General features: G+C 50.7%; 23 protein-coding genes and 1 riboswitch. Of the genes, 9 read left to right on the forward strand and 14 right to left on the reverse strand.

The window, feature by feature from the left end; translation table 11 throughout:
• Positions 1 to 17: 17 nt before the first annotated feature.
• From NG665_RS01310 to secA, 4 genes are all read left to right on the forward strand, one after another.
• A complete protein-coding gene (locus tag NG665_RS01310) occupies positions 18 to 1,550 on the forward strand; it encodes an NADH-quinone oxidoreductase subunit M (RefSeq protein ID WP_252673524.1) in 1,533 nt (510 codons plus the stop codon).
• The gene (nuoN, locus tag NG665_RS01315) at positions 1,547 to 3,145 is read left to right on the forward strand and encodes an NADH-quinone oxidoreductase subunit NuoN (protein WP_252673525.1); all 1,599 of its coding nucleotides are present in this window, start codon (positions 1,547 to 1,549) and stop codon (positions 3,143 to 3,145) included. The genes NG665_RS01310 and nuoN overlap by 4 nt, the downstream gene beginning before the upstream one ends.
• Positions 3,146 to 3,210: 65 nt before the next feature.
• Positions 3,211 to 4,161 carry a polyprenyl synthetase family protein gene (locus NG665_RS01320; RefSeq protein ID WP_252674057.1) on the forward strand — a complete coding sequence of 317 codons (951 nt, stop codon included), beginning with the start codon at positions 3,211 to 3,213 and terminating at the stop codon, positions 4,159 to 4,161.
• Positions 4,162 to 4,271: 110 nt separating this feature from the next.
• Entirely contained in the window at positions 4,272 to 7,127 is a 2,856-nt protein-coding gene (secA, locus tag NG665_RS01325) for a preprotein translocase subunit SecA (RefSeq protein WP_252673526.1), read from the forward strand.
• Positions 7,128 to 7,247: 120 nt separating this feature from the next.
• Here secA and NG665_RS01330 read toward each other — a convergent pair whose 3' ends face one another.
• Both NG665_RS01330 and NG665_RS01335 read right to left on the reverse strand, forming a co-directional pair.
• The gene (locus NG665_RS01330; RefSeq protein WP_252673527.1) at positions 7,248 to 7,844 is read right to left on the reverse strand and encodes an Rv3235 family protein; all 597 of its coding nucleotides are present in this window, start codon (positions 7,842 to 7,844) and stop codon (positions 7,248 to 7,250) included.
• 5 nt (positions 7,845 to 7,849) lie between these two features.
• Positions 7,850 to 8,497, reverse strand: coding sequence for a LysM peptidoglycan-binding domain-containing protein (locus NG665_RS01335; protein WP_252673528.1), 648 nt, complete (start codon positions 8,495 to 8,497; stop codon positions 7,850 to 7,852).
• 139 nt (positions 8,498 to 8,636) lie between these two features.
• Between NG665_RS01335 and NG665_RS01340 the strand changes: the two genes are divergently transcribed.
• The gene (locus NG665_RS01340; protein WP_252673529.1) at positions 8,637 to 9,185 is read left to right on the forward strand and encodes a hypothetical protein; all 549 of its coding nucleotides are present in this window, start codon (positions 8,637 to 8,639) and stop codon (positions 9,183 to 9,185) included.
• A 168-nt stretch (positions 9,186 to 9,353) separates the two neighbouring features.
• Here the strand turns inward: NG665_RS01340 and NG665_RS01345 are convergent, their stop codons facing one another.
• Positions 9,354 to 9,566 carry a helix-turn-helix domain-containing protein gene (locus NG665_RS01345; protein ID WP_252673530.1) on the reverse strand — a complete coding sequence of 71 codons (213 nt, stop codon included), beginning with the start codon at positions 9,564 to 9,566 and terminating at the stop codon, positions 9,354 to 9,356.
• 123 nt (positions 9,567 to 9,689) lie between these two features.
• On the opposite strand from NG665_RS01345, the gene NG665_RS01350 reads away from it, so the two are divergent.
• The 3 genes from NG665_RS01350 to NG665_RS01360 are packed head-to-tail and all read left to right on the forward strand — an operon-like array spanning position 9,690 to position 11,922.
• On the forward strand, positions 9,690 to 10,277 hold the full coding sequence (locus NG665_RS01350; RefSeq protein WP_252673531.1) for a CpaB family protein: 588 nt from the start codon (positions 9,690 to 9,692) through the stop codon (positions 10,275 to 10,277).
• On the forward strand, positions 10,277 to 11,494 hold the full coding sequence (locus NG665_RS01355) for a CpaE/TadZ family protein (protein WP_252673532.1): 1,218 nt from the start codon (positions 10,277 to 10,279) through the stop codon (positions 11,492 to 11,494). The genes NG665_RS01350 and NG665_RS01355 overlap by 1 nt, the downstream gene beginning before the upstream one ends.
• Positions 11,473 to 11,922 (forward strand): DUF6912 family protein, encoded by a 450-nt coding sequence (locus NG665_RS01360; protein WP_252673533.1) that lies wholly within the window; start codon positions 11,473 to 11,475, stop codon positions 11,920 to 11,922. Before NG665_RS01355 ends, NG665_RS01360 begins: the two co-directional genes overlap by 22 nt.
• Positions 11,923 to 11,947: 25 nt before the next feature.
• On the opposite strand, the gene NG665_RS01365 is transcribed toward NG665_RS01360, so the two are convergent.
• Both NG665_RS01365 and NG665_RS01370 read right to left on the reverse strand, forming a co-directional pair.
• Positions 11,948 to 15,013 carry an AAA family ATPase gene (locus NG665_RS01365; protein ID WP_252673534.1) on the reverse strand — a complete coding sequence of 1,022 codons (3,066 nt, stop codon included), beginning with the start codon at positions 15,011 to 15,013 and terminating at the stop codon, positions 11,948 to 11,950.
• A 1-nt stretch (position 15,014) separates the two neighbouring features.
• The gene (locus NG665_RS01370) at positions 15,015 to 16,208 is read right to left on the reverse strand and encodes a metallophosphoesterase family protein (protein ID WP_252673535.1); all 1,194 of its coding nucleotides are present in this window, start codon (positions 16,206 to 16,208) and stop codon (positions 15,015 to 15,017) included.
• Between the two features lie 166 nt (positions 16,209 to 16,374).
• Here NG665_RS01370 and NG665_RS01375 point away from each other — a divergent pair, with 166 nt between their 5' ends.
• Positions 16,375 to 17,814, forward strand: a complete 1,440-nt coding sequence (locus NG665_RS01375; RefSeq protein ID WP_252673536.1) for a hypothetical protein — start codon at positions 16,375 to 16,377, stop codon at positions 17,812 to 17,814.
• A 60-nt stretch (positions 17,815 to 17,874) separates the two neighbouring features.
• Here NG665_RS01375 and NG665_RS01380 read toward each other — a convergent pair whose 3' ends face one another.
• The 9 genes from NG665_RS01380 to NG665_RS01420 form a co-directional block, all read right to left on the reverse strand.
• Positions 17,875 to 18,792, reverse strand: a complete 918-nt coding sequence (locus NG665_RS01380; RefSeq protein ID WP_252673537.1) for an ABC transporter substrate-binding protein — start codon at positions 18,790 to 18,792, stop codon at positions 17,875 to 17,877.
• 9 nt (positions 18,793 to 18,801) lie between these two features.
• Positions 18,802 to 19,548 carry an ABC transporter ATP-binding protein gene (locus NG665_RS01385; protein WP_252673538.1) on the reverse strand — a complete coding sequence of 249 codons (747 nt, stop codon included), beginning with the start codon at positions 19,546 to 19,548 and terminating at the stop codon, positions 18,802 to 18,804.
• Positions 19,541 to 20,314, reverse strand: a complete 774-nt coding sequence (locus NG665_RS01390) for an ABC transporter permease (RefSeq protein ID WP_252673539.1) — start codon at positions 20,312 to 20,314, stop codon at positions 19,541 to 19,543. Before NG665_RS01390 ends, NG665_RS01385 begins: the two co-directional genes overlap by 8 nt.
• Positions 20,311 to 21,321, reverse strand: a complete 1,011-nt coding sequence (locus tag NG665_RS01395; protein ID WP_252673540.1) for an ABC transporter substrate-binding protein — start codon at positions 21,319 to 21,321, stop codon at positions 20,311 to 20,313. Before NG665_RS01395 ends, NG665_RS01390 begins: the two co-directional genes overlap by 4 nt.
• A gap of 27 nt (positions 21,322 to 21,348) precedes the next feature.
• Entirely contained in the window at positions 21,349 to 22,503 is a 1,155-nt protein-coding gene (locus tag NG665_RS01400) for a phosphotransferase enzyme family protein (protein WP_252673541.1), read from the reverse strand.
• Positions 22,504 to 22,525: 22 nt separating this feature from the next.
• Positions 22,526 to 22,629, reverse strand: a riboswitch (TPP riboswitch).
• 88 nt (positions 22,630 to 22,717) lie between these two features.
• A complete protein-coding gene (gene rsgA, locus NG665_RS01405) occupies positions 22,718 to 23,785 on the reverse strand; it encodes a ribosome small subunit-dependent GTPase A (RefSeq protein WP_252673542.1) in 1,068 nt (355 codons plus the stop codon).
• 6 nt (positions 23,786 to 23,791) lie between these two features.
• Positions 23,792 to 25,228 (reverse strand): 3-phosphoshikimate 1-carboxyvinyltransferase, encoded by a 1,437-nt coding sequence (locus NG665_RS01410; RefSeq protein WP_252673543.1) that lies wholly within the window; start codon positions 25,226 to 25,228, stop codon positions 23,792 to 23,794.
• Between the two features lie 67 nt (positions 25,229 to 25,295).
• A complete protein-coding gene (locus NG665_RS01415; protein ID WP_252673544.1) occupies positions 25,296 to 25,811 on the reverse strand; it encodes a DoxX family protein in 516 nt (171 codons plus the stop codon).
• Positions 25,812 to 25,891: 80 nt separating this feature from the next.
• A complete protein-coding gene (locus tag NG665_RS01420) occupies positions 25,892 to 26,650 on the reverse strand; it encodes a FadR/GntR family transcriptional regulator (RefSeq protein ID WP_252673545.1) in 759 nt (252 codons plus the stop codon).
• Between the last annotated feature and the right edge of the window lie 66 nt (positions 26,651 to 26,716).

Consider the following 26,716-nt stretch of genomic DNA (forward strand, 5'->3'; position numbering starts at 1 on the left):
CTAGGAGAAATATTCACATGAACATCATTGAAACAAGCGCTCCGTGGCTCACGATCCTCGTTGCGATTCCATTCATTTCAGGCATAGTCTTATGGCTGGTTAAACCACTTCGTGCATTTGCGCGCCAGTTCTCGTTGGCGATCTCAATCCTTGTCTTTGCTGGTTTCGTTACTGCTTTTGCTACCAGTTTCGATCTTGCGCAGGCTGGTTCTACCCAGCTGTATGAGACCTATGCGTGGATTCCACAAATCGGTGTGACGATAACGTGGGGCATTAACGGCATGGGAGCTGTGATGCTTGCCTTGGCAACCGTCTTAGTCCCCGTCGTTATTCTTGCAGAATGGAACGATTTCGAATCGACTCAAGATTCTGGCTACTTTGCTTGGGTATTAGTATTGGAAGCTATTATGATCGGGCTGTTTTCGGCTCGTGATATTTTCCTGTTCTATGTATTCTTCGAAGCGCTCATCATTCCGGTTTACTTCATGATTGGTCGCTACGGGGGAGCTCAACGCACTCGAGCAGCGATGAAGTTCTTGCTGTTCTCCCTTGCTGGTGGCTTGATTATGCTTGCTGGTGTTATCGCAGTGTATGCCTATGGCAGTGGCGGACCGCGCGCATTTGTTCTCGACGACATCGCTGGAACCTTGCGTTTGACAGACACATCTGAAATGTGGATCTTCATGTCATTCTTCATCGCATTTGCGATCAAAGCCCCCATGTGGCCGGTACACACCTGGCTTCCAGATACTGCGCAACAGGCATCACCTGGTACCTCGACGTTGCTAGTTGGCATCCTCGATAAGCTGGGTACCTTTGGCATGATCGCTATTTGTTTGCCACTATTCTCGCACGCTGTTTTAGTTGCCGCTCCAGTGGTGATCACCTTGGCTGTTATCTCAATTATCTGGGGTGCGCTGATGGCAATTTCCTCAGATAACATGTTGCGCTTGGTTGCCTACACCTCGGTTTCCCACTTCGGTTTTATCGTCATGGGTATCTTCTCAGGTTCGGCCTTGGCGCTGTCTGGTTCAATCTTGTATATGGTTGCGCACGGTATTGGTACAGCAGGCTTGTTCTTGGTCATTGGCTTCCTTGAGCGCAGAGGCAAGTCATATTTGATTTCGGATTATGGCGGCTGGCAGCGAGTAACCCCGGTTCTTGCTGGTTCGTTCTTAATTACTGGTCTGGCAACAATTGCCTTGCCAGGATTGTCCGGCTTCATCCCCGAATACCTGGTATTGATGGGAACGTATAGCTTGCGTCCATACGCTGCTATTGTGGCAGCTATTGGGGTAGTTCTGGCATCGCTGTATATCTTGTTGCCCTACCAGCGCGCTTTTACTGGACCAAAACCACACGTGGACGTTCCAGACTTAGGCGGACGTGAAAAGACGGTGATGGGCGTTCTTATCGCTGTAATGCTCGGTTTGGGATTCTATCCAGCACCGATTCTAGATCTAGTCACTCCGGTGGCAGAAAACTCTACGATCATTGCCGTTTCAACACCAGACAACGCTCAAGTTTCGATTGAAGGGAGCACCAAGTGAATCTCACGGTTAATTGGCTTGCTACGTTACCACTCGGCATCGTATTGGGAGCGGCAGTTCTGGGTACTTTGTTCGAAGCTTTTCTTCCCCGGTCTATGCGTCGCGTGGCTCAAATCGGGTTATCTCTCGTGGCACTCACTGCGACGTTCATCGTTGTTGTGTGGCGTTGGATGGAACTTTCTGGTCAAGAAAATCCAGGGATGTTACGCCCACTGTCTTTTTCACAAAGTGCGCCATTTTCCGGGGTATCCCTAGTCGAAGATAGTATCTCCATTCTGGGGCAAGCCGTCATCGTGCTATGTGCATTCTTGGCGTTCATGCTCATCGCAGATCGCAGCGTGCTTCGTGATGGCGCGTTTGCGGCTTCGGCAGCTACGCGCCCAGGCTCTGCCCAAGAGCGTGAATCAACCGAAGCAGGTCGGGAACAAACCGAAGTTTTCCCTCTCGCCTTATTCGCTACCGGTGGCATGATGGCCTTCGTCTCAGCCTTCGATCTACTCACGATGTTCATCGCGCTCGAACTGCTATCACTTCCGCTCTATGTATTGAGTGCGACAGCTCGGCGTCGCCGACTCCTATCCCAAGAAGCTGCGCTGAAGTACTTCCTCCTAGGGGCGTTTTCGTCGGCAGTATTTTTGATGGGTGCGGCATTTATCTACGGGGCAACTGGAACGTTGAGCTTCTATGGCGTTGCTATTTTGGCTCGCCAAGAACAAGCAACCGTGATGTTCTTGGCGGTTGGTGCGATTATGCTCGTCATCGGCTTACTATTCAAAGTCGGTGCAGCCCCCTTCCACTCTTGGACTCCTGACGTCTATCAAGGAGCGCCGACGCCGATCACCGGCTTCATGGCAGCAGGTACCAAAGCAGCGGCATTCGTTGCGATGATTCGCGTTTTCGTATGGATCGTAGGCGGTGTGCCTGATGCGTTTGGTATCTTTATGTGGGTCATTATCATTGCAACGATTGTTGTTGGTACCGTGATGGGTCTCGTCCAAACTGATATCAAGCGGTTGTTAGCGTATTCGTCCATCGCCCATGCTGGTTTTATTCTGATCGCAGTAAATGCTACGTTAGCTGGTATCCAAGGCATTCAGCTTGCTTCGCTAGCCGCCATTGTTTTCTACCTGTTAGCATACGGCTTAGCAACAATTGGTGCTTTCGGCGTGGTTACTCTCGTGCGTGGAAAAGACGCAGATGGAAACCTTTTGGGTGAAGCAACTACGATTTCGCACTGGGCCGGTTTGGGTAAACGCCATCCGTTCCTAGCCACAGCTATGGTTGTCTTCTTGATGTCCTTTGCTGGTATCCCGCTCACAGCCGGCTTCATTGGTAAGTTCGAAGTATTTGCTACCGGTATCGTTGCTGGCGATAGCGTACTGGTTATTATTGCGATCATTGCCTCAGTTGCTACTGCGTTCTTCTACTTCCGCTTGGTCCAACTTATGTTCTTCACCGAACCTGTTGAAGATCACATTGAGGTTGTTTCTTCCGAAGGTCTGAGTTTAGTTGCCATCAGTGTTGCACTGGCTGGTACTATCGTGCTAGGTATCTTCCCAAGTCCGATCCTCGATTTCATTGCGGGTATATTCTAGTGAGTCTTATTTCGAAACTATTTGATCAGCAGTCTTCAGCTCTTGTTGAAGAACTTTCTTCCCGGATGGAGAAAGTAGAGTCAGCGTTGCGCGAGGCTGTCCAAGTTGATGATCTTGTTGTAGACGAAGCCACTTCCCATCTAGCTATGGCTGGAGGGAAGCGGCTTCGGCCTGCATTATGCCTTTTGACTGCCCAACTCGGGCCACGTCCAGCAGATCCAGAAGTCTTAGATTCTGCTGTTGTGGTTGAGTTGACCCATTTGGCAACGCTATATCACGACGACGTAATGGATGATGCTCCACTGCGTCGCGGTGTTCCCTCAGCGCAATATATCTATGGCAACTCTTCAGCTATTTTGGCTGGTGATGTGTTGTTTGCGCGAGCTTCGAGCATTGTTGCTCAACTAGGTCCGCAAGCAGTGTTGCTTCATGCGCAAACATTTGAGCGGTTGTGTATGGGACAACTCCATGAAACGATTGGTCCGCGTGCTGGTGAAGATCCGATCGCACACCATATCCAAGTGTTGGCAGATAAAACGGGTTCGTTGATTGCCGCATCGGGACGCTACGGCGTCTTGTATTCGGGTGGCGACCATGAGTTGGCGGAAGAAATTGCTCAGTTTGGCGAAAAAGTTGGGGTTGCGTTCCAGATTGCTGATGACGTTATTGATTTAGTATCTGATCCAGAAGTCACCGGAAAAACACCGGGAACAGACCTATTAGAGGGCGTTCCTACGATGCCAACGTTATTACTTCGCCGCCATGCAACCAATGGCACGTTGGATGAGATGGGGCGCGAAATTTTATCCTATCTTGATGAACGTGACCTGACGCAAGGCGATAATCTCGCCGTCGTCGTCGAACTTTTGCGCTCGCATAGTGTTGTTGAAGAAACCCGGATGCTTGCTCATCAGTGGATTGACGAGGCTTTAACTCATCTAGAAATCGTCCCGGATGGCCAAGTGCGCTATGCGCTTGAATCCTTCGCACGAGCAATGGTGGATCGGCTCGCATAGTGCGCGGTTGTGCGCCATGCCGAAGCGAAACAAAACGCCACGCTTGAGGTGAACTTGACGCACGTAACTACTCGTGATGCCACAAATCAGAGTAGAATAACAGATAGTATATGCGTTTTATTTTCAACGCCAGAACCAAGGAGTCATACGTGCGCAATCTTCTCAATAAGCTTCTTCGAGCCGGTGAAGGCCGGATTTTGAGAAAGCTTAACGCTATCACAAACCAAGTGAATCTGCTTGAAGACGTTTACTCACAGATGAGTGATGAGGAGCTCAAAGCCGTCACAGCTGAGTTCCGCAAGCGGATCGCCGCGGGGGAGACGCTTGACGATCTCATGCCTGATGCTTTTGCTGCGGTGCGAGAAGCCTCGGTGCGTACTCTAGGTCAGCGCCATTATGACGTGCAGATTATGGGTGGCGCGGCGCTACATCTCGGTAATATTGCCGAAATGAAAACTGGTGAAGGCAAGACTCTGGTTGCAACACTTGCGGCTTATCTCAACGGTTTGTCCGGCGACGGCGTCCATATCGTTACCGTCAATGACTACTTGGCTTCCTATCAGTCTGAGTTGATGGGGCGAGTATTCCGATTCTTAGGTATGACTACTGGTTGTATTTTAGAAGGTCAAACCCCAGATCAGCGCCGCCAGCAATACGCTGCCGATATTACCTACGGTACGAATAACCAGTTTGGGTTCGATTATTTGCGCGATAACATGGCGATGGAAGAAAGCTCGATGGTCCAGCGTGGTCATAATTTCGCCATCGTCGACGAAGTAGATTCCATCCTTATCGACGAAGCGCGTACTCCGCTTATTATTTCAGGGCCGGCCGATGGCGATGCTAACCGGTGGTATGTGGCGTTTGCTGACGCGGTGAAAAACATGCGCCGGGACACTGATTATGAAGTCGATGAAAAGAAACGCAACGCAGGTATTTTAGAGGCGGGAATCGACAAGGTCGAGGATATGCTGGGGATTGATAACCTCTATGAGTCAGTCAATACTCCGTTGATCGGCTATCTCAATAATGCGATTAAGGCCAAAGAACTCTTCTACCGCGATAAGGACTATATCGTTCGTGACGGTGAAGTGTTGATCGTTGATGAGCATACCGGCCGTGTTTTGCCTGGGCGACGCTATAACGATGGTATGCATCAAGCTATTGAAGCTAAAGAAGGGGTGGAAATCAAGGCAGAAAATCAGACCTTGGCTTCCATTACCTTGCAAAACTATTTCCGGATGTATAACAAACTATCGGGTATGACCGGCACTGCGGAAACCGAGGCAGAAGAGTTTGCCTCCACCTATGATATTGGTGTTGTTCCGATCCCAACTAATAAGCCGGTTGCGCGTATCGATCAGCGCGATATTGTCTATGCGAATGCTGAGTTGAAGTTTGCTGCGATTGTTGATGATATTAAGCAGCGTTTTGAAAAAGGTCAGCCGGTATTGGTTGGTACGGCATCGGTTGAGCATTCGGAACTGCTTTCGGGGCTGCTGAAGAAAGCCCGGATTCCGCACGAGGTCTTGAACGCGAAGCAACATGAGCGCGAAGCTTCAGTGGTGGCGATGGCTGGGCGTAAACATGCAGTAACAGTTGCTACGAATATGGCTGGCCGTGGTACAGACATCATGCTGGGCGGCAACGCAGAACATATTGCGGTGGAAATGATGGCTAAGCTGGGGCTTGATCCGGAAGAAAACACCGAAGAATACGAAGAGCGTTGGCCAGAGATTTTGCAGGCCGCTAAAGATCAAGTTGCCACCGAACACGACGAAGTGACGGCTCTTGGTGGGTTATACGTTTTGGGTTCTGAGCGCCATGAGTCACGCCGAATTGATAATCAGCTACGTGGTCGTGCCGGACGTCAGGGAGATCCGGGCGAGTCTCGTTTCTATCTTTCTCTCGACGACGATCTCTTGCGACTTTTCGGGCCAACGATTGTCAATACGCTACGTAGCAGTGCCCAAGATGAACCGCTTGATTTTAAGATTATGGCCAATGCTATCCAAAAGTCGCAGGCGCAACTCGATGGCCGAAACGCTGAAGTGCGTAAAAACGTGTTGAAGTATGACGACGTTATGAACGATCAGCGAACGGTTGTCTATACTGAACGTCGGCGAATTCTCAGTGGGGAAGATGTTGAGAACCAGATCCAAAACTTTATGGATTTTGTTGTTGATGACATCGTTACAGCTAACACTGAAGGTCCTGCAGACGACTGGGATTTGGATATGTTGTGGGCTGATATGCGCCAATATTTTAAGCCCAGTTTTACGCCAGAAGAATTCATTGAAGAGCATGGCGATCAGAAGTTGCTCACCCGAGAGATTATTCGCAATGAGTTCATCGAAGATATTCACGCCCAATATGAAGAGCGTGAAGAAGAACTAGGTGATGAGCAGATGCGTCATATTGAACGCCAGGTCTTATTACAGACCCTGGATCGCAATTGGCGTGAACATCTGTATGAGATGGATTATTTGAAGGAAGGCATTGGGCTACGTGCTATGGCCCAGCGCAACCCACTTGTGGAATATAAGCAAGAGGGTTACCAAATGTTCCAGTCAATGAATGACCAGATCCGCAGTGAGACGGTCAGTTTCTTGATGGGCTTTGAGTTACCTTCAGAGCGTTTGGCTCGAGAAGCCAGTGAAGCTGCTGAAGTCATCGCACGCCAGGGTGCGCTAATTGGAACGCAAGGAGCCTCTCCAACAGCCGCCGCCGCTGCTGTGGCTGCAGCTAAGTCAGAAGCAACAAAGGCTGCAACTGAGAAGATTCTTGGGCTCAAGCGTCCATCTGCTGCTGCGAAGATGACCTACACGTCTTCGGCTAAGGACGGTTCAGGTGATGCGCGTGCAACCAATGCGCAAGGTCGTGAGGTTAGCGGGCAAACCACAGCCGGCTCCCAAGCTCCACAGATGAATCGTGCTCAGCGTCGCGCAGCTAAAAAGCGCAAGTAAGGTTATCGCGCACTAGCTTGGGGCTTTATACCCTAGCTTAATAATGTGATACCTATGCTTAATTAAGTAGAATGTCATTGTTGGGTCACGCGCATATTGCGCGTGACCCAACCATTGTATTTAGGCAATTTCGAGAGCGGTTACTTGCCAGCGTTCACGGCGAATCTCTAGGCGTAGCGCCACTGCTCGAATGCGAAATCCGTCGTGGATGACAACTGATACTTCTGCGATGCGACGCCGCGGATAGTTGATACAGAGCCGGCGAATTACAGGGCGAGCTGAGCGCGATGCTGGCCCGTGCAACCGTAGATTCAATCCGGCACGTGAAGCCAGTGCGCGGTAAACTCCTGGCGTCAACCAGGATTGTAGATGGCGAATTGGTCGATGCCCTTGAAGAACTTCGATGGTTTGTCCAACCACTCGTGCCGCAAATGTTTTTGCCGGTGCCAGCTCGTGTGGTAGCGGTTTATCCAAAGCTCGGCGGTCGTCGTCGTCATCGATATGCTCGCCACTGGAAATCATGATCGCAATACGATCAAAGGGGTGATCGAGTGAGGTGGTGGGAGGCGAACTGTAGTCGCGCTCAGTTACCGGAGTGTGGAGCTGGAAGTGCGCAGAGGTCTGGGCAGGAACTGGCATATAACTCAGTGTTTGCTGTGCTGGCAGATAGCTAGCTGGTTGTTGAGTCTGAAGACTGTAGGCGGGAGCGCTAGGCATGGTCTTTACTTTCCGTGTGTGGGGATGAATATTTGTTGGCCAGGATGAATGAGATTGGGTTCGCTAATGGTTTCGCGGTTTGCTTCCCAGAGGTCTAATACTTTGGTAGAGAGTTCAGAATCAGAGAGGTTGGGAAATAGTCGATTAGCGATTGACCAGAGGCAATCTCCTGGTAAGACGGTGACTGTGGACTGAGCAGGGAGTGAAGTGGGTGCAGCTAGGGCTATATCGTGGGGTGCAATAATGCGACGTCGTAACGATTGTGGTGTTTGCTCGGAGCTGTGTTGCTCGGGACTGTGTTGCGCGGGCGCGTATTCTTGCGATACTGCTCGAGGTTCCGGCGGTCTAGGATGATTGTCAGCGGCTGCGAAAGCAGGGGTAGGTGCGAGTAGCAAGACAGACACTGCGATATGGCGCGCTTTTGGCGAGCCAAACCGTGCAACGTAGCGTAAAACAGTTGATAGATTGTAGGTTTTCGCAATAGCTAACAGCAGATGTGAGAAGCTGTGCCAGTAAAACATGGCGGCAAGAATCACGAGGCTAAAAAGAGCTAGAAGACTATTAACATCGCTGAAATGGCGGGGTGTAGTGAGCTGGGCGGCAGCCCATGAGGACGTTAGTGCACAGCTGAGTAGTATTAATGCTTTTTTCATACGTGGCTCTCTTTAGCGACTATTTAATGATGTTTGATATTCTTTCGTTCTTTTTAGAAATATAAAAGGGGGTACACCCGGCATCTATAATGTGGATAAGTTCCCGGGAGGTTTTTACGGGTTAGATAAAATCGAAACCATGGTCTGGGAAGCAATTATTGAGAGCATCGGCGCCCAAATCCGCAATGAAGAGCGCGCTCATCTATTAGACGAAATAGCTGAAATCACACAAGCAGAAACTGCTAGTGTCAGTTTCAGTGACCGGATCCGCGGCGCGCGCGGGCGCTACATTACAGTGGCAGTCGATGAACACTACCTAAGTGGGATGGTGATCGAATCTGGGGCTGACTGGTTGATACTTTCAGCTCAAGCCCAGCAACATCTTATCTCTTTGCCTGCGATAGACTCCGTTGTGGGCCTGAGCCATGCCTTGGCGCAAACGACGCGGTATGTTCCTACGATGAACTCTGTTCTACGTCGTTTAATCGGGGAAAATGTTCAGATCAATAGAGTTAGAGAAATGAGTACCGGGCAGCTCGTTGAGGTGGGGATGGACTACATTGTGCTCTCCAGCTCGGCTGTGACACAGTGGTCTATGGCCTACGAGACGGCGGAGCACTTTTCTGCTGGACAAACCGAGCGTTACATCCCTCTCGCTCGGGTAAAAATGGTGAGCAGTGCGCTGTGAAGATTGCGCTGTGAGCAGTGCGCTGTGAAGATTGCGCTGTGAGTAGTGCGCTATGAAGATTGCGCTAGGTGAGGATGCTAGGCGAGATAGTCAGGCGAGAAATAGAATGCGGGTGATGATCTACCTGGCAGATCATCACCCGCATACTGTAGGGATGTTTGAATCTAACTAATCGTCAAAACTGTTTGATGAGATTTTCTCACGGGTCTTTTCATAGGCAGCTTGAATGTATTCTTCAACTGCATTTTCCGAAATCCGCCACTGCCCGCGGCCACCAACTTGGATCGCAGACAGTTCGCCATTTTTAATCAGAGTGCGGACCTGACCGGCTGAGACGCTAAGGTTTTCAGCAACGTCCGCGATGGTAAGAAACTTTTGCATGTTGCTATTTTGGCACTTTTTTCCACGCGACGGTGTACGAAATTCGCAGTTGGCGTACGGTTGTGGAAAACTAGCTGTGGATAACTTTTCTGGCGTTGGTGTTATTACTGAGATTATTAAGTTATGCTTTCAATTCAGCGAATAACTCAGCGAGCCCGTGATCCGCGCATTTTACTAGGCACTGTTCTAGTATTGGGCGGAGGTGTGGTTGGTGGGCTACTTGCACAGCCAACACAAAGCGTTTATGTGCCTCAAGCCAGTGTCCACATTGCAGCAGGTGACCACTTAACTGCCGAGCAGTTCACGTTTGTGGAAATGCCCCAAGATCTTGCTGCGAGCTATGTTCACGGGTCCCACATCCCACAAGGTTCATTCGCACAACGTGCACTAGCGCCAGGGGAGTTTCTCCCCAAGGCCACGATCGGAACCGCAAAGGAAGGCAATACGATCGCACTATCGTTAGCCGCTCCAGTCTCATCGGATCTCAAGCCTGGTCAAGAAGTGACCATTTGGCGAATCCCGCATCACTATGATGGTCAGGCCAGCATCGTTGCCCAACATGCGCTCTTTGTCTTAGTACATGAAACTCGTGCAATGACCGATGGCAGACCAATTGTTGATGTCCGGTTAAATGATGCTGGAATAGCAGGCGTCATTACTGCACTGGGAAACGGCGATGAATTTATTATTGTTGCAGAAGGTAGTAACTAGTGAGTGTCTTGTTATGTCTACCGGCTCAGATTGATTCGGCAGTAGTTGAAATGCTCTCTGAATCTGGCCAAACGCATCTGATAGCGCGTCGTTGCGCTGATTTAGCAGAAGTTCTTGCCGGTGCTCGTGCTCGCATAGCTAGTTTGGCGATCATTTCTGAAGATCTTGATTTCTTAGATTTAACACTGATATCTGAGCTACGGCAATACGTTGGTGTTGCAGTTGTTCTCAATACTGCAACCGATGGCCTACATTCTTCGCAACGCATCTCATCGCGCGATCTGCGTTCTTTAGGAGATGTTGAGATTCTTTCTCCCGCGCCGCGAGAGATTGTGGCACGGATGCAGGCAGTGCACGATGGAAGATCCTTTTCGCCTCGGCCCAACTCCGGTGAACTTAGTAGCAGCATATCGCCACGCAGTCCATTGGTTGCGTTTTGGGGACCTCATGGTTCACATGGACGGTCGTCGCTAATCCGCGATTGTGCGGTGAGATTGGCGCGCCAACACACACTACGCGTCGTGGACGCAGATGCCTCTTCGCCGTCGTTGGCACAATTTTTCGACGTCGAAGAAAACTCCGGAATCATCGGCGTCGCCCGCATGATCGATCAAGGTAAGGAAGCCAACGTATCGGCAATGCTTTCGGATCTCCCGCCACAATTTAACGACGTCGAATTGCTGGCTGGGATGAATACTGGGCATCGATGGCGTGAGATTTCGCGTCCAGTAGCAGATCGGATGTGGCCGATTCTTTGTGCTCAACCTGGTGGAGTGTTCGTGGATTTAGCAGGCGGCTTAGATGAACACGCGGAGCGAATAGATCGCTGGGCTCTCACGCGTTCGGCTCTGGCAAGTGCTGATATCGTTCTACATATTGCCTCAGCTACGCCCACGGGGTTGCGGCGATTGATCGAACACTGGGATGCCACTCGAGACCAAGGATTTACTCACGAAGCCGTTGTACTCACTGCGGTTCGAGCCTCCGCACTGGGCCTTAAACCAATGTTCCATGCCCGCGAAGTGCTCCACAGTGCAGGTATTTCTCAAGTGCCCATTTTTGGTGTTCGTCAAGACTATGCTCGACTCGATCGAGTGCTTATCGCAGGGAAATCTATGATGCAGGCCTATCCCAAGACTGGCTATTGCCATGACGTAGAGCGAGTTTGTCGCTGGATTGAGGATACAATGCAGATATGCGTATCTACATCCCATTGACATTAAGCGATTTATCTGCCCCACGAGTTTCTGCACGTCGCGTTCATGCGGTTACTGCTGAGCTTCGAGCAATGATCACCGACGAAGATAATGAAGGATATGAATATATCGCTACATTAGCAGCAGCCGACGATTCGTTGCGCCTCCTGGATAAGAATTCCACTCTGCCGTTGCGGCGAGTGGTTGGCGTAGCTGAAGTAGCAGACAACATCGTGCGGCCAGTCCGGCAGCCACAGTTACCAACCGAACAGGACGTAATAGCTGATCTGGAGTGGAATGAGATCGAATCGTTCCATATTGATGCGCCCGGATCAGAATCTTTAGTTGCTCGAGCGCTTAACGGTGACGAGGAAGCGTTTTTAGCAACCGGAGATATTGAACTACTGTGGTATGACATTAGTGAACGCCAACACCTTAGCTTTGACTAGAGCCAATCTTTGATTCTTCGTTGCGTTAACTGATAACGCTAATCGTTGATCCGCCACCTTTGGTTGGAGTGATATGGACCTGATTTGCGATCCGTGATTTGAGTTCATCGACGTGAGAAATCAGTCCGACTTTGCGTCCATCACGAGCTAATTCACTCAGCGTAGTCATCACTTCGTCTAAGACATCGCTAGAGAGAGTTCCAAAACCTTCATCGATCATCAGCGTATCGATTCGAACCCCGCCATTTTCTTGTTGCACAACATCCGTTAGCCCAAGTGCCAAGGAAAGCGATGTATAGAATGTTTCTCCTCCAGACAAACTGCGTGTGGAGCGAACCTCACTAACGCCTTCACCGCGAGCATCGTAATCGATGATAGATAACCCTAAACCTGTTTTTCGTTCCTTTTCCGCCTCGGTAGAACGCACAAGTTCATAACGTCCATGTGAGAAACGAGTTAAGTATTCATTAGCATGGGCTATCACCATCTCAAAACGACGCATAAGCACCCACACTGGCAAACTCACATTGGTATGTGAAGCTTTGCCAGCTTGTGCTAACTGGTCGAGACGAGCTAGTGGGCCTAAATCATCAACTTCCTTCCGCCAGGCGTGAAAGGCTGTATCGACGCTGTTAAAGAGCCGACGTGCAGTGAGTGCACCTTCACGAGTAATAGCAGCCTGCTGGGCTGATTGTTCTTGGCGTTCTTGAGCTGCTACATACTCCTGAGCGCGTTGCGCGACGGCGGTGGTTTCTTCGCCAGTTAATGTGGCGATATCAGGTGCTTGGAGTTGCCCGTGGACGTGGGCCCAGTTCGCGTCGAATTCAGAGATTTCGGCTTGACGTTGTTCTAGTTGGTGTTTATCAAGAAACGCTTGGCGGGCTTCATCTTCACTCATATCTGCTTCCCGCAGCGCATCGTGAAGATGCTGACGTGCCACGCGCACGCGATCGCGCGTTTGATCGTAGGTGGAAACGGCATTAACAGCGGCTGAGAGATCTTTTTTATCCTGCCGCAAAGTTGCTATCAGCTCACTAATGGAGGCCGCATCGCCACGTTCCTTAGCGATGCGTGCACTATCTTTATCAAGTTTTGCTTGTTCTTTAGCAATGCCAGCAGTGAGGTTTTCGTATTCTGCTTCCAGCCGTGACATAGCAACGGAGCTTTGCTCATGTTCGGCACGCAACTTTGCCAATAAACCATCAAGTTTTTCAACGTCTGCTTGTGCAGAATGTGCCTGGCTCTGTTGTGCTTTAATCTCAGTGATCTTGGCTGTGAGGGTGAGTGGGGTCTCCTTCCCGAGTTGTTCGCGACAATGCTCGTATGCGGTGCGGGTAGCTGTAAGGAGCGCAGATGAACTTTCGAGCTCAGTTCGTGCTGTTTCCAATTCTTCGTGGGCGCGTTCCACCTCGGCCTTATTCACATGTTGTGCTTGGGGCCGGGCAGGAGCTGGATGTTCTAGCGAGCCGCACACCGGGCAGGGGGTATCGGCAGCTAACTGCTGCGAAAGGATAGCTGCTTGGGATGCAACCCAACGGGTGTTAATATCGCTATAGGCAGCGTTTCGCTTCTCAAAAGTTGCGAGCAGTTCTTGATGTGTTGTTTCAGCTTCTTCTAACTGTGCAAAAGTAGATTCGGCCTGTGCTGCGATCTGAATTTTTGCGTTGAGTTCATCGAGTTGATGGTCGATGATTGGTAGCGTATCTGCCACAAGGCGCGCTTGGTCTAAATCCTGTTGTGCTTGGGTGATATGTTGCGGAAGTTCATCGTGGCGCGAACGAGTTTCATGTAACTTCGCACGGCAAGTTTCGCGCAGATCAGTTAGTTCGGTAATGCTCTCTTCGCGGGCAGTGTTTTCCTTTTCGAGAGTGTGTAGTTCTTGTAGGTAGCTCAACCGTTCATCTATTTCTTCAAATCGATTTTCTACAGCCTGAGTGGTTTGGGTTACCAAAAGAGTTTCAATGCCCTGATCTGAAGAATTCTCATAAGAGATGAGCACAGCGTCAATATTGGCGAGCGCTTTGACTAAAGCTTCTCGGCGCTGGCTCAGCTCAGCATCAGCATCGAGTACAGCACGCCGGCGCTCCAATGGCACCACCGAGGCAAAGTGGCTCTCGATGAGCTTGCGACTATCTGCAATATGCTCACTTTGCTCCACGAGATCTTTTTGTTGGGTGAGAAGGCTAGCCCGCTTCTCGATAGCCTCAGCTAATGCTTGTTCTGCTGAGAGCTTTTCGCGGGCTTGGTCTGCTAACTGAGTATAACGACTAAGTTCACCAACACTGTGTTCTTGGCGCTCATCGAGAACCTGCGAGGCGTTCGAAAGTGCCTGAAGCAGTTCTTGATGGTCTGGATCAACTAGTTCATCGACGAGCTGACGAATATCTTCTTCCCACTCGGCTACAGCCGGATTACCCAGCCAACTCGCGGTGGCCTCAACAACTACCTGCCGGCGCTGTTCTATCTTTTTACTAGCTGTAACCGCGCGTTGGTGCAGCGCTGTGGCAAACTCACGGTAAGGACCGGTGTTAAACAAGGTTTCAAGAAGGGTGGAGCGTTCTTCAGATTTTAGCCGCAAGAAATCAGCGAATTGGCCTTGAGGTAACACAACTGTTTGGACAAATTGTGCGCGAGTAAGCGGCAGAATCTTAGACAACTCAACCCCAACATCGCGTGCTCCACTAGCCAGTATTTCGCCCTGATCCCACTGTTCTTCTTCAATAGCAGTTTCAGAAATCCGCATCAAGGTAGCTTTTTCTGACACTGCAGTATATCCGCCGTTACGTTTTGGTTTATCCCAACGCGGCTCGCGCATCACTCGATAGGTGCCACCACTGACGGTAAAGACTAGTTCAACCCGCGAAGGTTTACTCGGATCTGCATGAGTGGAGCGAATCCGGCTGTAGTCTGATTCACTACCTGCAGTATCGCCGTACAAGGCAAAAACAATCGCATCAATAAGAGAAGATTTCCCAGAGCCGGTTGGACCTTCTAAAAGGAACAACCCGCCGCTGGTTAGCGAGTCAAGGTCAAGTTCATGGTGGGAACCAAACGGACCAACCCCATCGATGACAAGGCGACGAAACAACATGTTACTTTTCTACCTTCCCTAGCTCTTCCCACTGTGCTGTGATGAGTGCGAGTTCATCTGGCGTCAGTTCCCGCCCGCCGGCACTCACAAAGAATTCCACCAAAATTTCGCGCGGATCGATTTTTGCGGGGTTGAGATCATAAGAAGCTAACTGCTTAAGCCCGATATCGTGGTGTGCTTCTAAAACGTAAGGAAAATAGTGACGGAGGCGAGCTAACATCCGATCTGGACGATCGATATCGGTTACATAAATACGAACAAAATGATCGTGAAACTGTGCATACTGGGCAGAGATAAGTTCATCAAAACTGCCGCGCAGCGTAGCAAGTGGCCGGTAAACAGGGGCCGGGATCAACTCAATATCGGGCACTGCTCCGGCGTGCTCGATTGAGACCAGAACCGAAGATTTTGTGTGATGTTCTTCAGAAAATGAGAACGGTAGCGGTGAGCCCGCATAGCGCATCGGTGGCTCAGCATGGACTTGTTGTGGACCATGGAGATGGCCCAACGCCACATAATCAATAACTGACTTTCCATCGATACGAATATCGAAAAGAGCACTAGGCACACTATCGACACCGCCAATATGGAGGTCACGTTCGGACTGCGAAGGCTGACCGCCGACAACAAATTCATGCGCCATAATAACTCGAGGCAGCTCGGCCTGATCAGGATGGTTAGCGATCGTGTGTTCAATATTTTCCGCCACTCGATCTATGGCCGCACCCACCACAGCTTCATGGCTTCGAGCAAGCGGAGACTGCGGATCTAGAGCTAACCGAAACCGATCAATATCGGGTTCCAGATAGGGAAGTGCATATACATATCCAACTGGCTCACCGTTGCGCCGAACCTGAACTGGCGTTCCTACTTGGGATGGATCTGTTGCAATAACGACGTTATCTTTTAGCAAGCCGGCAGTAAACCCCAATCGGGTAGGAGCATCGTGGTTACCGGGGGTAATAATAACTGTGGTTACCTCCGCCAAGCGCTGAAGAGTTTCGGATAATAACCGAACCATGGAAACCGGTGGGATACCACGATCGAAAACATCCCCAGATATAAGCACGGCATCAAGATCGTGGGTGTGCGCTAAACCCACCACATGATCTGCCCACATCTCGTAGGCTTCACGTAGATCTGTTCCGTGAAGCGTGCGACCAAAATGCCAGTCTGACGTATGTAAAAACCTCATAATGTAAGTCTAACGATCACCTCCCACATAAAATCAATGACACCAGAATATCGCATGACATATTTCGCAACACCGGCACAATCGCCACCCAGCAAACTGGTAAAATAACACCAGCAGATGGTTTGCGAAACCTTCGCCACCGCCGTCGAAAACCGAGGAGAAAAACGTGAAACCCGCACCAACTGGAGAAATTCAAAACGTCGCTCCACACGAACTATTCTTTTCCACCACCGATTCCAAAGGCGTTATTCAACTCTCGAACGAAGTTTTCACCCGTCTGTCTCGCTACGACGTCGATGAACTGCGCGGTGCCCCACACAATATTGTGCGCCACCCCGATATGCCCGCCTCGATTTTCAAACTGGTGTGGGACTCCCTAGAAGCAGGCAAACCATTTGTTGCCTACATGCTCAACCTCGCCGGAGATGGCTCCGAATACGACGTTTTTGCCACCATCACTCCACTGCCCACCGGAGGGTATTTGTCGGTGCGCGCCCGCCCCATGCGCGAAGAGGTTTTCGCAAACATTCGCGAGGTTTACGCCCGGGTCCTTGACCACGAAAAGTCACTGATCGACGGCGGACTCAACCGACGTCAAGCAGCTCAAGCCGCAGTGCCATTCCTCGCCCAAGAACTTTCTCGCATTGGAATTGACTCCTATGAAGACTTCGAAATTTCAGCACTTCCCGAAGAAGTAGCCTTGCGTGAATCCTACGGTGCAACTTTTCCTCAACGCCACGGCCAATCCCAACTCCACGAGATGCTCGAAGCAGTTGACAAAGAACACCAAACACTTCAAGCCTGGATGGATCACCAAGACGAGTTAGCCAAGATGAGCCACCGGCTTAACACCGTCGTCGAACACGTGCGCACCGATATGGCAAACGTCTTGGAAGTGTCGCGTGAATTTACCCAACTGGGCGAAGGTAACCCGGCACTGTACAGTGCGATCGAGCCACTGCTGGTGTGGAACCGGATGCAAAAAGTCAGTGCCACCTATCTCAATGCGCTCATCTCTAAGGTCACTGCGTTAAACGCACAAATTGCACAAACCCGCTTCCGGATTGCGCTATCGCGCCTCCACTCGGATATGTGTGGAATTTTCATTGCCGAACTCATCGACACCGGATATGATGCCAAAATCGGAGTACCGGGGCTTGCTCCCGGATTTGTAACCCGCGAAGTCTTCGACGTTCAAGCTAACGAAACTGCCGAAGAACGTGCGATCCGGGAGCGGCTAGAATCCCTAGAGATGCTCAGCTCGGTACTCAACGACGACGTCGAAGTCCTCCAAAGCCACGCCCGCGCATACCGCGAGCTTGCTGAGGATATCGCCCAGTACATGGATCGAGTATTGCATGCGATTTCGATTCCGCGTCAGTTACTTGAGCTGTGGCAAATGTCAGCAGTAGACGTAGAAATGCCAGAAATCATCGACTCTGCCAACGCCACCGTCGCCCAAGCCATCGCCCACGCCCAGGCCTCGCATGAACGCTTGGCGGATCTCCAACGCGAGCTCACCACTATCTCCGAGGTGGAAAACTTTGCTGAACTATCGCAGATCGTGCTCGAAATCCATGCAAAAGTGTTGATTATGCAAGGATAAAATCTGCTAGCTAGCTAAGAACTGTGGTAGATATGTGATTCCTAGCTAGCTAGTAGAAGCTTATGAATCTAAAAATTCGTTCGTCCACGAGGATGTAACATCGGCCATCTTCCCGGTGCTAAACCCACCAGAAATCATCCACTGCATGTAGTTATCGACCAGTTCGGGCTGAATGTGACCCCAGCGTCCGTTATCGGTTAGCCACGATGGCATCATGAAGTTTAACGAATGTCGCAACACCTCAGGATCGACGTGGCACATGGTGTCAGCACAAGCTTCAAGTGCCTGATCTGGATGTGCAAAAGCATATTCAAAACCGCGTTGCGTAGCTTGGATAAACGAACGAACAGTATCGGGCTCCAAAGCGATCATCTCATCGGTGGCACAGATAAAATACGTATGATGTGGCGTAACACCTACCTCGTCAAAGCTCAGCTGAACAATTTCGTCAACCGGGCTAATCCCTTGATAAGACTCCCATCCTAAAACATTGAAAACAGCATCAAACTGTCCCTTTTCGACGGCGCGAATATCGGGTTCCCACATTCCGCCAGGGTGGACGATATTGACTTTTGAAAAGTCTGCGCCAGCACGCGTTACTGATTGGCGAATTGATTCCACCAATCTCGGTTCAGTAAATGGAACGGCAACAGTTTTTCCTTCCAGATCCGCAAAGGAATGAATGTTTTTCGATTTCAAAGATATGACCCCACCCATTTGCCGCTGGTTGAAAGTCGCCAACGCTTTCATAGGATTCTTTCCTTGGCGGGTTTCAACTAATTCCCCTAACCGAATGGAGGCAAACTGGTATTCGCCCCGAGCAACAAGTTCGGCAGGCGTCCCGCGCTCCCACCCGTCAGCGATAATATCGACGTCGAGACCAGCCTGGCGATAAAAGCCCTGGGCGCGAGCAGTAAATAAGCCGGCATGGTTTGGCCACGGATGAACATATTCCATTCGAATACGAACGAGTTTCATTGTTTCTCCTCACATGTGTTGATTCTCGTCACACTGATACAGTGACTGATGTATTTGTTGGCAGGTGGCATAAAAGGCGCCATCCTTGGTACGTCGCGAACCAGGTGTGCTAGGGACGTCAAATTGTTGAGTGAAACGTCCCGGGCGCGGGCTCATGACGATGATTCGATCAGCTAGATAGACTGCTTCTTCAATATCGTGGGTAACCAAAATCATCGTTTGGTTACGCGTCTGTAATATGCCCAAAAGCCAATCGTGGAGTTCAATGCGCGTAATTGCATCAAGGGCAGCAAATGGTTCATCGAGGGTGATCAAGGTGGGATTGATAAGCATGGTTCTCAAAAAAGCCACTCGGGAACGCATTCCGCCAGAGAGCTGATGCGGGTAAGCGTGGCTAAAACTGTTTAACCCGAACTGCGTGAGAATAGCGTAGGCGCGTTCGCGAGCTTGGGCTTTACTAACTTTTGCGATGCGCAACCCAAGTGCAACATTGTCAACCACGGTGAGCCAATCATAGAGCCCTAGCCCCTGGGGCATATGCCCAAATACAGGCGTGGTTTTCCACTGGAGGCTACCACTAGTGGGTTCTTCAACGCCCGCAATGATGCGTAACAAGGTACTTTTCCCGCAACCAGTTCTGCCAACAATAGCTATTCGTTGCCCCACAGATAACGTCAACGACGTCGGACAAAGCGCAGTGACCTCAGGGTTCGTAAACGTTTTGGACACTTGGTTAAGGATTAGGAGCTCAGTCATTACTTTCTGCCTTGCCACTTTTGACCACAACAGATTCAACAAGTGTGGCTGTGCCGTAAAGCAATACGCTCATCGCCATCAACACGAATGCCACAACAAATACCAAGTCAGTGCGAAACGAAGCTTGAGCCGAGATCAGCATAATTCCAAGCCCTTGGCGTGCTCCGACGTATTCTGCGAGAGCAGCTGTGGCTGGCGCATAAGTAACGGCTATTTTAATCCCCGAAAACAGTTGTCCAGCAGCTGCCGGTGTATGGAGATGGATAAGGCGCCACCATCGACAAGCCCCCAAGGTTCGTGCCACATCTATCTGGTCAAGTGTTGCGCTACCTAATCCTTTGAGAAAAGAGATAGCTACGGGGAAGAACGTGTAGACAGCTACCAGCAAGATCTTGTTCGTCAAGCCAAAGCCAAACCAAATAATGAGAAGCGGCGCGATAGCTATGATAGGAATGGTTTGAGAGATCACCAACAGCGTGTGCATAAGGTGAGTCAATCCCCGCATGATAAACATGAGATAGGCAACCAGCATCCCAACGATTATCCCGCAACTGATCCCGATAATGACTTCACATCCGGTTACGTAAAGAGCCCGGATAACACTGTCATAGTTGTGGATCAACGCCTGTGCGATACCCGTAGGAGCAGGAAGCGTCAAAGCATCTATTTCAGAGATCTTGACATATATTTCCCATCCAACAAGCAAGGCACTCACAGCCAGCACAGTGATCGCAATTTTTATTCGCCGATTCGCCAAGCCCATCATTTCACAAACTCATTAGTCACCAGATCTTCAGCCAAGAGTTTTGCAGATCTCGGTTGGTTATTGGCATCAAGGATAGTTCCATGCGCCACGAGATAATCCAAGAAGGTCTGCCACGCCTGCAAATCTGCCAGCCCGGTTCTACCCGTTGCATCTGGCCAAAACTTTGTTGTTAACAGCTCATGTGAACGCTTGACTAACTCTGGATTGAGCTGGGCATCGGGATTCTCAGCTATCAAAATATCGGAAGCTTCATCAAGATGATCCAACGTATAGTCATACCCCTTTTTCGTTGCGCTAACAAAATCTTTGACAAGTTCCGGATCATTTTTGATCAGGTCATTTTTCGCCGATATTCCCAACACCGCAGGCGTTCCAGGCACACCCCACTCCCACGGATACATAAACCGCAACGCAGAACCTTTTAACTCAAACTCAATCGATTCCCAAGTGGATAATCCTTCGGCAAAATCAGCACTGCCATCTGCAACAGCCTGGTACGCAGCAGTTCCCATAACAACGGTGTCAAACTCACCTTTTCCGCCGTCGTGTCTTATCATCTCCTTAACTTTGTCAGTGTTTTGCACACCACCATAAGTTGCAAAAAGTTTGCCATCGAGATCTTTGGGTGTATGAATATCGGAATCAGCCCGAACAGCTATTCCTTGGCTAGACAACGGCTGTAAGGAATAGACCATCTTCAAATCAGCGCCCTGCCCGTAGGCAATTGCCAGCGATTCAGCGCCCGTGAAACCAAACTCGGCCCCACCGTGCTCGACCACTGATTCAACCCCGGCTTGGGAAAACCCAAGAACTTCGACGTCGAGCCCAGCGTCTTCGTAATAGCCCTTATTGAGCGCAACATATATTCCGGTGTGATTGGTATTTGGTGTCCAATCCAAAATCACGCGCACATGTCGGTTAGCGGTATCGTCCGTCGTCGAAGCATCACATCCGCTCAAACCGGCAGCTAAAACGAAACTACAGCATAGCGCAAGAAATTTTTTCATAGTAAACCTTTCAAAAAAACAAGTGGATCAAGAAACGCATTGCGAAATATGAGAAAGAAATTGCTGACCTGGCCGCGATACGAACCACGCAGTGTGCCCACGGAAATACTCGTTATACGACCAGTGCGCAATAGACGCATCTACCGGGGCTTGTGCGTAATATTCCAAGAAATGAAGTCCGGCTTCGACTTGAGTCAAGGCGAGCATAGGAGCCAACGATGCACGTTCTGCAGCGGTTAGGTGAACGTGATCGAGGTAGCCAGAAATAATCTCTGCCGCAATATCGTGGCGGGCGTGGACGTTGCCTCCAGCGCTAATGGCGAGCCAATCGATAGCATGGCGTTCTATCGCTATTGCAAGATCAAAGATGCGCGGATTTACGGCGGCGAGGCCAAAATCAATAACGGATGTGACCTGTTCCTTATCCCACAACATATTCGAACAGTGCAAATCGCCATGCGTCCACTGTTGCGGGATAGTGGGATCGATATCTTCAGATAGTTGTCGAGGTAAGTCTAAATCAGACTCTATGTCATAGCCGTGAGTGGAGATAAAAGCTTTAACTGCAGGATGGGATTCGAGAAAGTCAGGCAGGGCTTGAAGCGGATCAGATAGCAGAAGCTGGAACCGGTTATCATAGGCGCTCATTCCCGGATCATGGGCCGGATAATTCTCGCTCACATTGGCTAGCATCCCCGCTATCTGGCCGATCTTATGTGCTTCTTGAAGGGTGTTTGGCCCGGCCCAACTTCTCGTATTGCGATACCTATCTTCACCCACTCCCGCATAGGTAGCTTCATAGATCCATTCACCTGAATCGGAGGCAAAACGCATAACCGATGCGATTTCGCCGTCATCTTGTTCGGTCAGCACCAAGGGCGGGGTAGGGAACCCAGATGAGTGTAGATACGTGGTGAAATCATGTTGAGCTTGCAACTGGCGGATTGGATACAATGCCGGCAGATAGCGTTTAACGAAAATATGGGGTAGGTCTGGCCCTAGATCTACCTCGCACCCGGCCGCCATAGGTCTATGCGAATGGCGCACGATGCGAGGAGAAACATGGGTAGTAGACAAAACTCCCAGATCTGAAACGATCCGGGAGGAGTAGTGAGCAATCTCAGCCTGCGTTATGGCAGGCCATTTCTGCTCGACTACCGTTAGCTGTTGCTCGACTTCCATAAGTCACCTTTTAGGCACAGCACGGCACCGACGCGCGACGTTCCTCCGCTGGCATTACCCAGTTCAGGTCAACGGTCGGAGGTGGGACCCTCCCTCTCAGCCACAATGGCTCCCGTGTCGGTTACAGGATAACAGGCTTTTGTGATGCTGGCATATTTTTGATATCCACAACACAGCATATACGTAGGTGGGTGCTACCCAAGAGGCGTAAATCCTACCATTCCTGCTTGCCACGCGAAGCTAGTAATCGTCTAAAGGATTCAACACGCGCCGCGAGCAGAGAGTCGGGTTCAACGAATTGTGGATCATCAAGGGCACACTCGATCACGCCGGCCTCATGTGTGCATCCGCGCGGGCAATGATCTGCAATCTCATCTAAATCGGGAAAGCCGCGCAGTAATCCATCTGGTGTGACGTGCGCTAGGCCAAAGGTGCGCACACCTGGGGTATCGATAACGGTCCCAGCTCCAAGATAATCGAAAGCCATCGCTGAGGTCGAGGTATGACGCCCACGCCCGGTAACTTCATTAACCCGCCCGATTTCGCGGCTAGCTTGCGGGATCAGAGCATTGATCAGGGTCGATTTTCCTACCCCGGAATGCCCAACGAGTACCGAGACGCGGCCGGTGAGTTTTTCGCGCAACTGTGCCAAACCGTCGTCGGCACGGTTCGTTTTGGCCTCACTATGTGTTTTAGCCTCGGAATCGTCGCCGTGTTCGACGACGCTGGTGACAACGATATCTAACCCCATCGGTTCATAGATTGCCCGTAATTCTTCTGCTGGAGCCAAATCCGATTTCGTCAACGCTAAGATAACGTCCATCCCGGCGTCGTAGGCAGCTACCACGCAGCGGTCAATCATGCCGGTGCGCGGTTCTGGTTGCGCAAGGGCTGCCACAATCACTAATTGATCAGCATTGGCTACGATAATTCGTTCATTGCCAGATGCTTCACCTTCTTCGCCAACTCGGCGCAACACGGTTGAGCGTTCGTCGACCCCAGCTATCCGCGCCAGGGTATCTTTGCGTCCAGAGAGATCTCCGACCATAGCACAAACGTCGCCCACAACGATTCCGCGCCGGCCCAGTTCGCGGGCTTTAACTGCAACAACATCAATGCCCGTCTCGACCATGCGCACATGGTAGCGTCCGCGATCAACCCGATAGATTCGTCCGCGCGGTGCAGAAGAATAGTCGGGACGAATCTTGGTGCGCGGGCGTGAGGGTTTTCCCGGACGAACTTTGACCCGGTAGTCATCTGTTCCTGTATCGCCTCTACTCACCTAAAGTCATCCATTCGTGATCATTGTTTGCCACATTGTGGCGAACTGTGGGAAAGTTTTTGCTGTAGCTTCTATATTATCAACGCGCACCCCGGCAATACCCAACCCGAGAATCGCACCGCATGTTGCCATGCGATGATCGGCATAGGAGTGGAGATCGCCGCCGTGTAGCTTGCGTGGATCTGCGTCGATAACGAGAGTATCACCGCGGGTGTATGCGCTAACGCCAACGCGATTAAGTGTAGCTGTTAATGCCTCAAGGCGGTCGGTTTCATGGCCACGCAGATGCCCGATGTTGCGCAGGAAACTGCGCCCGGGTGCAAAGGCGCAGATAGCGGCGATGGTGGGCACGAGTTCACCGACGTCGCCCATATCTACATCGAGTGGTTTAATAGTTTGCGGTCCGTGGCAGATGAGTTTACTTCCCGCAGCAGTAGGTTGGACGTGGAGCTTACCGCCTGCCATTCGTAGTAGTTCAAGATATGCGCGGCCGGGCTGTGTTGAGTTTTGTGGCCAATTCTCAATCGTTATTTCGCCGCCGGTAACCATTGCGGCACCAAGAAAAGGTCCGGCATTGGACAGGTCGGGTTCGATGTCGATTCGCTGGCCGTAGCCGGTGTGCACTGACTTTCGCTGAGCGCTGGGTGGTTGCGCAGCGCTGGCGGTTTTGAGGTCACCTATTGGACGTGGATTAGGTTTGGTTGGTAGAACCGACCATGAATTATTATCGACGACGACGGTGTGCCCGGCTTGGCGCATAACATCTACGGTCATTGCGACGTGCGGGGCGGAGGGGAGTTGTTGGGGACTAAGATCTATGACTAAACCGTTTTCCATCAGGGGAGCGCTGAGCAAGAGAGCTGAAAGAAATTGCGATGATGCGCCAGAGTCGAGGGTTAGCCGCCCGCCCGTGATTGGGCCGTGGGCTTCGATGGTCAGTGGGAAATTCACACCTGTAGTGCTAGGTGAAGTTATTGTGACTCCGAGATCAGTTAGGGCGCGAACTAGACCAGAAATTGGGCGGTGCCGGGCGTTCGTTGCGCACTCGATGGTAACTTTCCCGGTAGCCATAGCTGCGAGCGGGAGAATGAAGCGCATTACCGTCCCGGCCTGGTGGGCATGGATCGATATATTACCGCGAATGCGGATGTGGCCCGATTCGGTGCGTGGTAAGGGGTAAATAATGCACGAGTGCGCATTCCATTTCACTTGGGCACCCAAAGTGGTTAGGGCTTCAGCCATCACGAAAGTATCTTGTGATTTAAGAGCGCCATAAAGCTCGACTGGTTCGCTACCAGTTGCAGCGAGAATCATCCATCTTGCGGTTAGTGATTTAGAACCAGGCAGGCTGATCCGGCTGGTGAGCCGATAGTTTGCTGGCACTGTTGGAGCATGCCACCATGAGTTCTCGGGAGAATCACTTATCATGCGATGTTTTGACACGAAGACGACGTTAGGTGCGAGCGGCTGCAGTCATTACGTTATAACTCCAGCCGCATCGACTACCATGCTAGGAACGTGCGGGAGCGATCTGCTCAAAACGCTGGGATGCATTTTGAACTGCTCGTTCACTTAACCGGGCTGCGCGCCAGCCAACCGAGGGCTTGCCAGAACGATCGGTGGATGCAATCAACGCACCTCCAATAAGACCAGCGGCAGAAAGTAGCCCTGAAATGTCCTTCTTGCGCTCAGCTAGAGGCTTCTTTTCCCACACTGGATTGTTTGCCAGTGCCAGTGGAATCTGGGTAATTCCAAGTAAAAGAGCAGCCGAGCGTGGCGCTCGCGAACGCGCTAGTTGCAGGCCAGCGAGGGCAACCACGCCACCGGATAGGCGAGTGAGTAGATCGAGCGTTGCATCGCTAGGTTCACTAATTCCCAGCTTCGTATCCACACCAGCTTTTTGGGCTAAGACCCAGAGCTTGCGGGCTGGCTTGCGATGATCTTGAGGCTTAGTAACAGCATCTATGCCAGAGACAATAAATGGTGCAGCGAGTAACGGACGAGAAATCTTGTTCACAATAGTCATAGCCCTAGCTTAGCGTGACATTCCCACGAAGTTTGCGAAACACAGAAAATTACGCTGAAAGTAGAGTTGAATATGGCTTCCTAGAGGTCAATGATTTTGGCGAGCGGCCCATAGTGTGCATCAATAGCACGTTTGTAGGCCTCAAGATCGCCAGCCTCAGCGGCTTGAAGCATATCTCGGTGGGCATGCGCAGTAATAAGAAGTTCATCCGAAGCTGGGGTTTGTAGCTCCGGAATGAAGGCTTGATGGACCAGCCACATCGCACTAATCAATTGCGAGATGAGCGAATCTCCAGCAAAACGGGTCAATGCTTCGTGGAAAGCAATATCTTCGTCAAGATACGTTTGTCCCGAGCTGGCACGTTCAACCATACGATCTACAAGAGTGTGCAATTCTGGATTATGCGTTCCGGCAAATTCTCGCACAACATCATCGGCAATCCCTAGATCGAGAACTTTTCGCGTAATAACTACTTGGCGCAAGCTAGCTTTTCCAGACGACTGATCTAACGAATTGCGAAGAATAAGGGTTTGAACGAGAGGTTCGAGTGACATCTGCCCAACGAAAGATCCACGACCTTGATGGACGCTCACAATATCAAGAGCAGCTAATTGACGAAGAGCTTCGCGAACTGATGAACGTGAGACTCCTAAATCTGCACACAACTCTGCCTCCGTTGGCAGTGCGTCACCAGGTTTTAGGTGGTGGTTGAGGATATAACCTTTTATTGCATCCATCGTGGCTGTTGAACGCATGACTGTACCAATCATCGAACGATCAGGCGTTGATGAAGCAGTGTACTTCTTCAGGATCACTTGCAATGACTTGTCAGACAACATAGGCTTAATTGTAACGAATACAAGGCATCGTTGCCCTGTTTTACGGCAGATTTTTTTCGAACTAAT

It is taken from the genome of Arcanobacterium pinnipediorum (genome assembly GCF_023973165.1).
GTDB classification, from domain to species: Bacteria; Actinomycetota; Actinomycetes; order Actinomycetales; family Actinomycetaceae; genus Arcanobacterium; species Arcanobacterium pinnipediorum.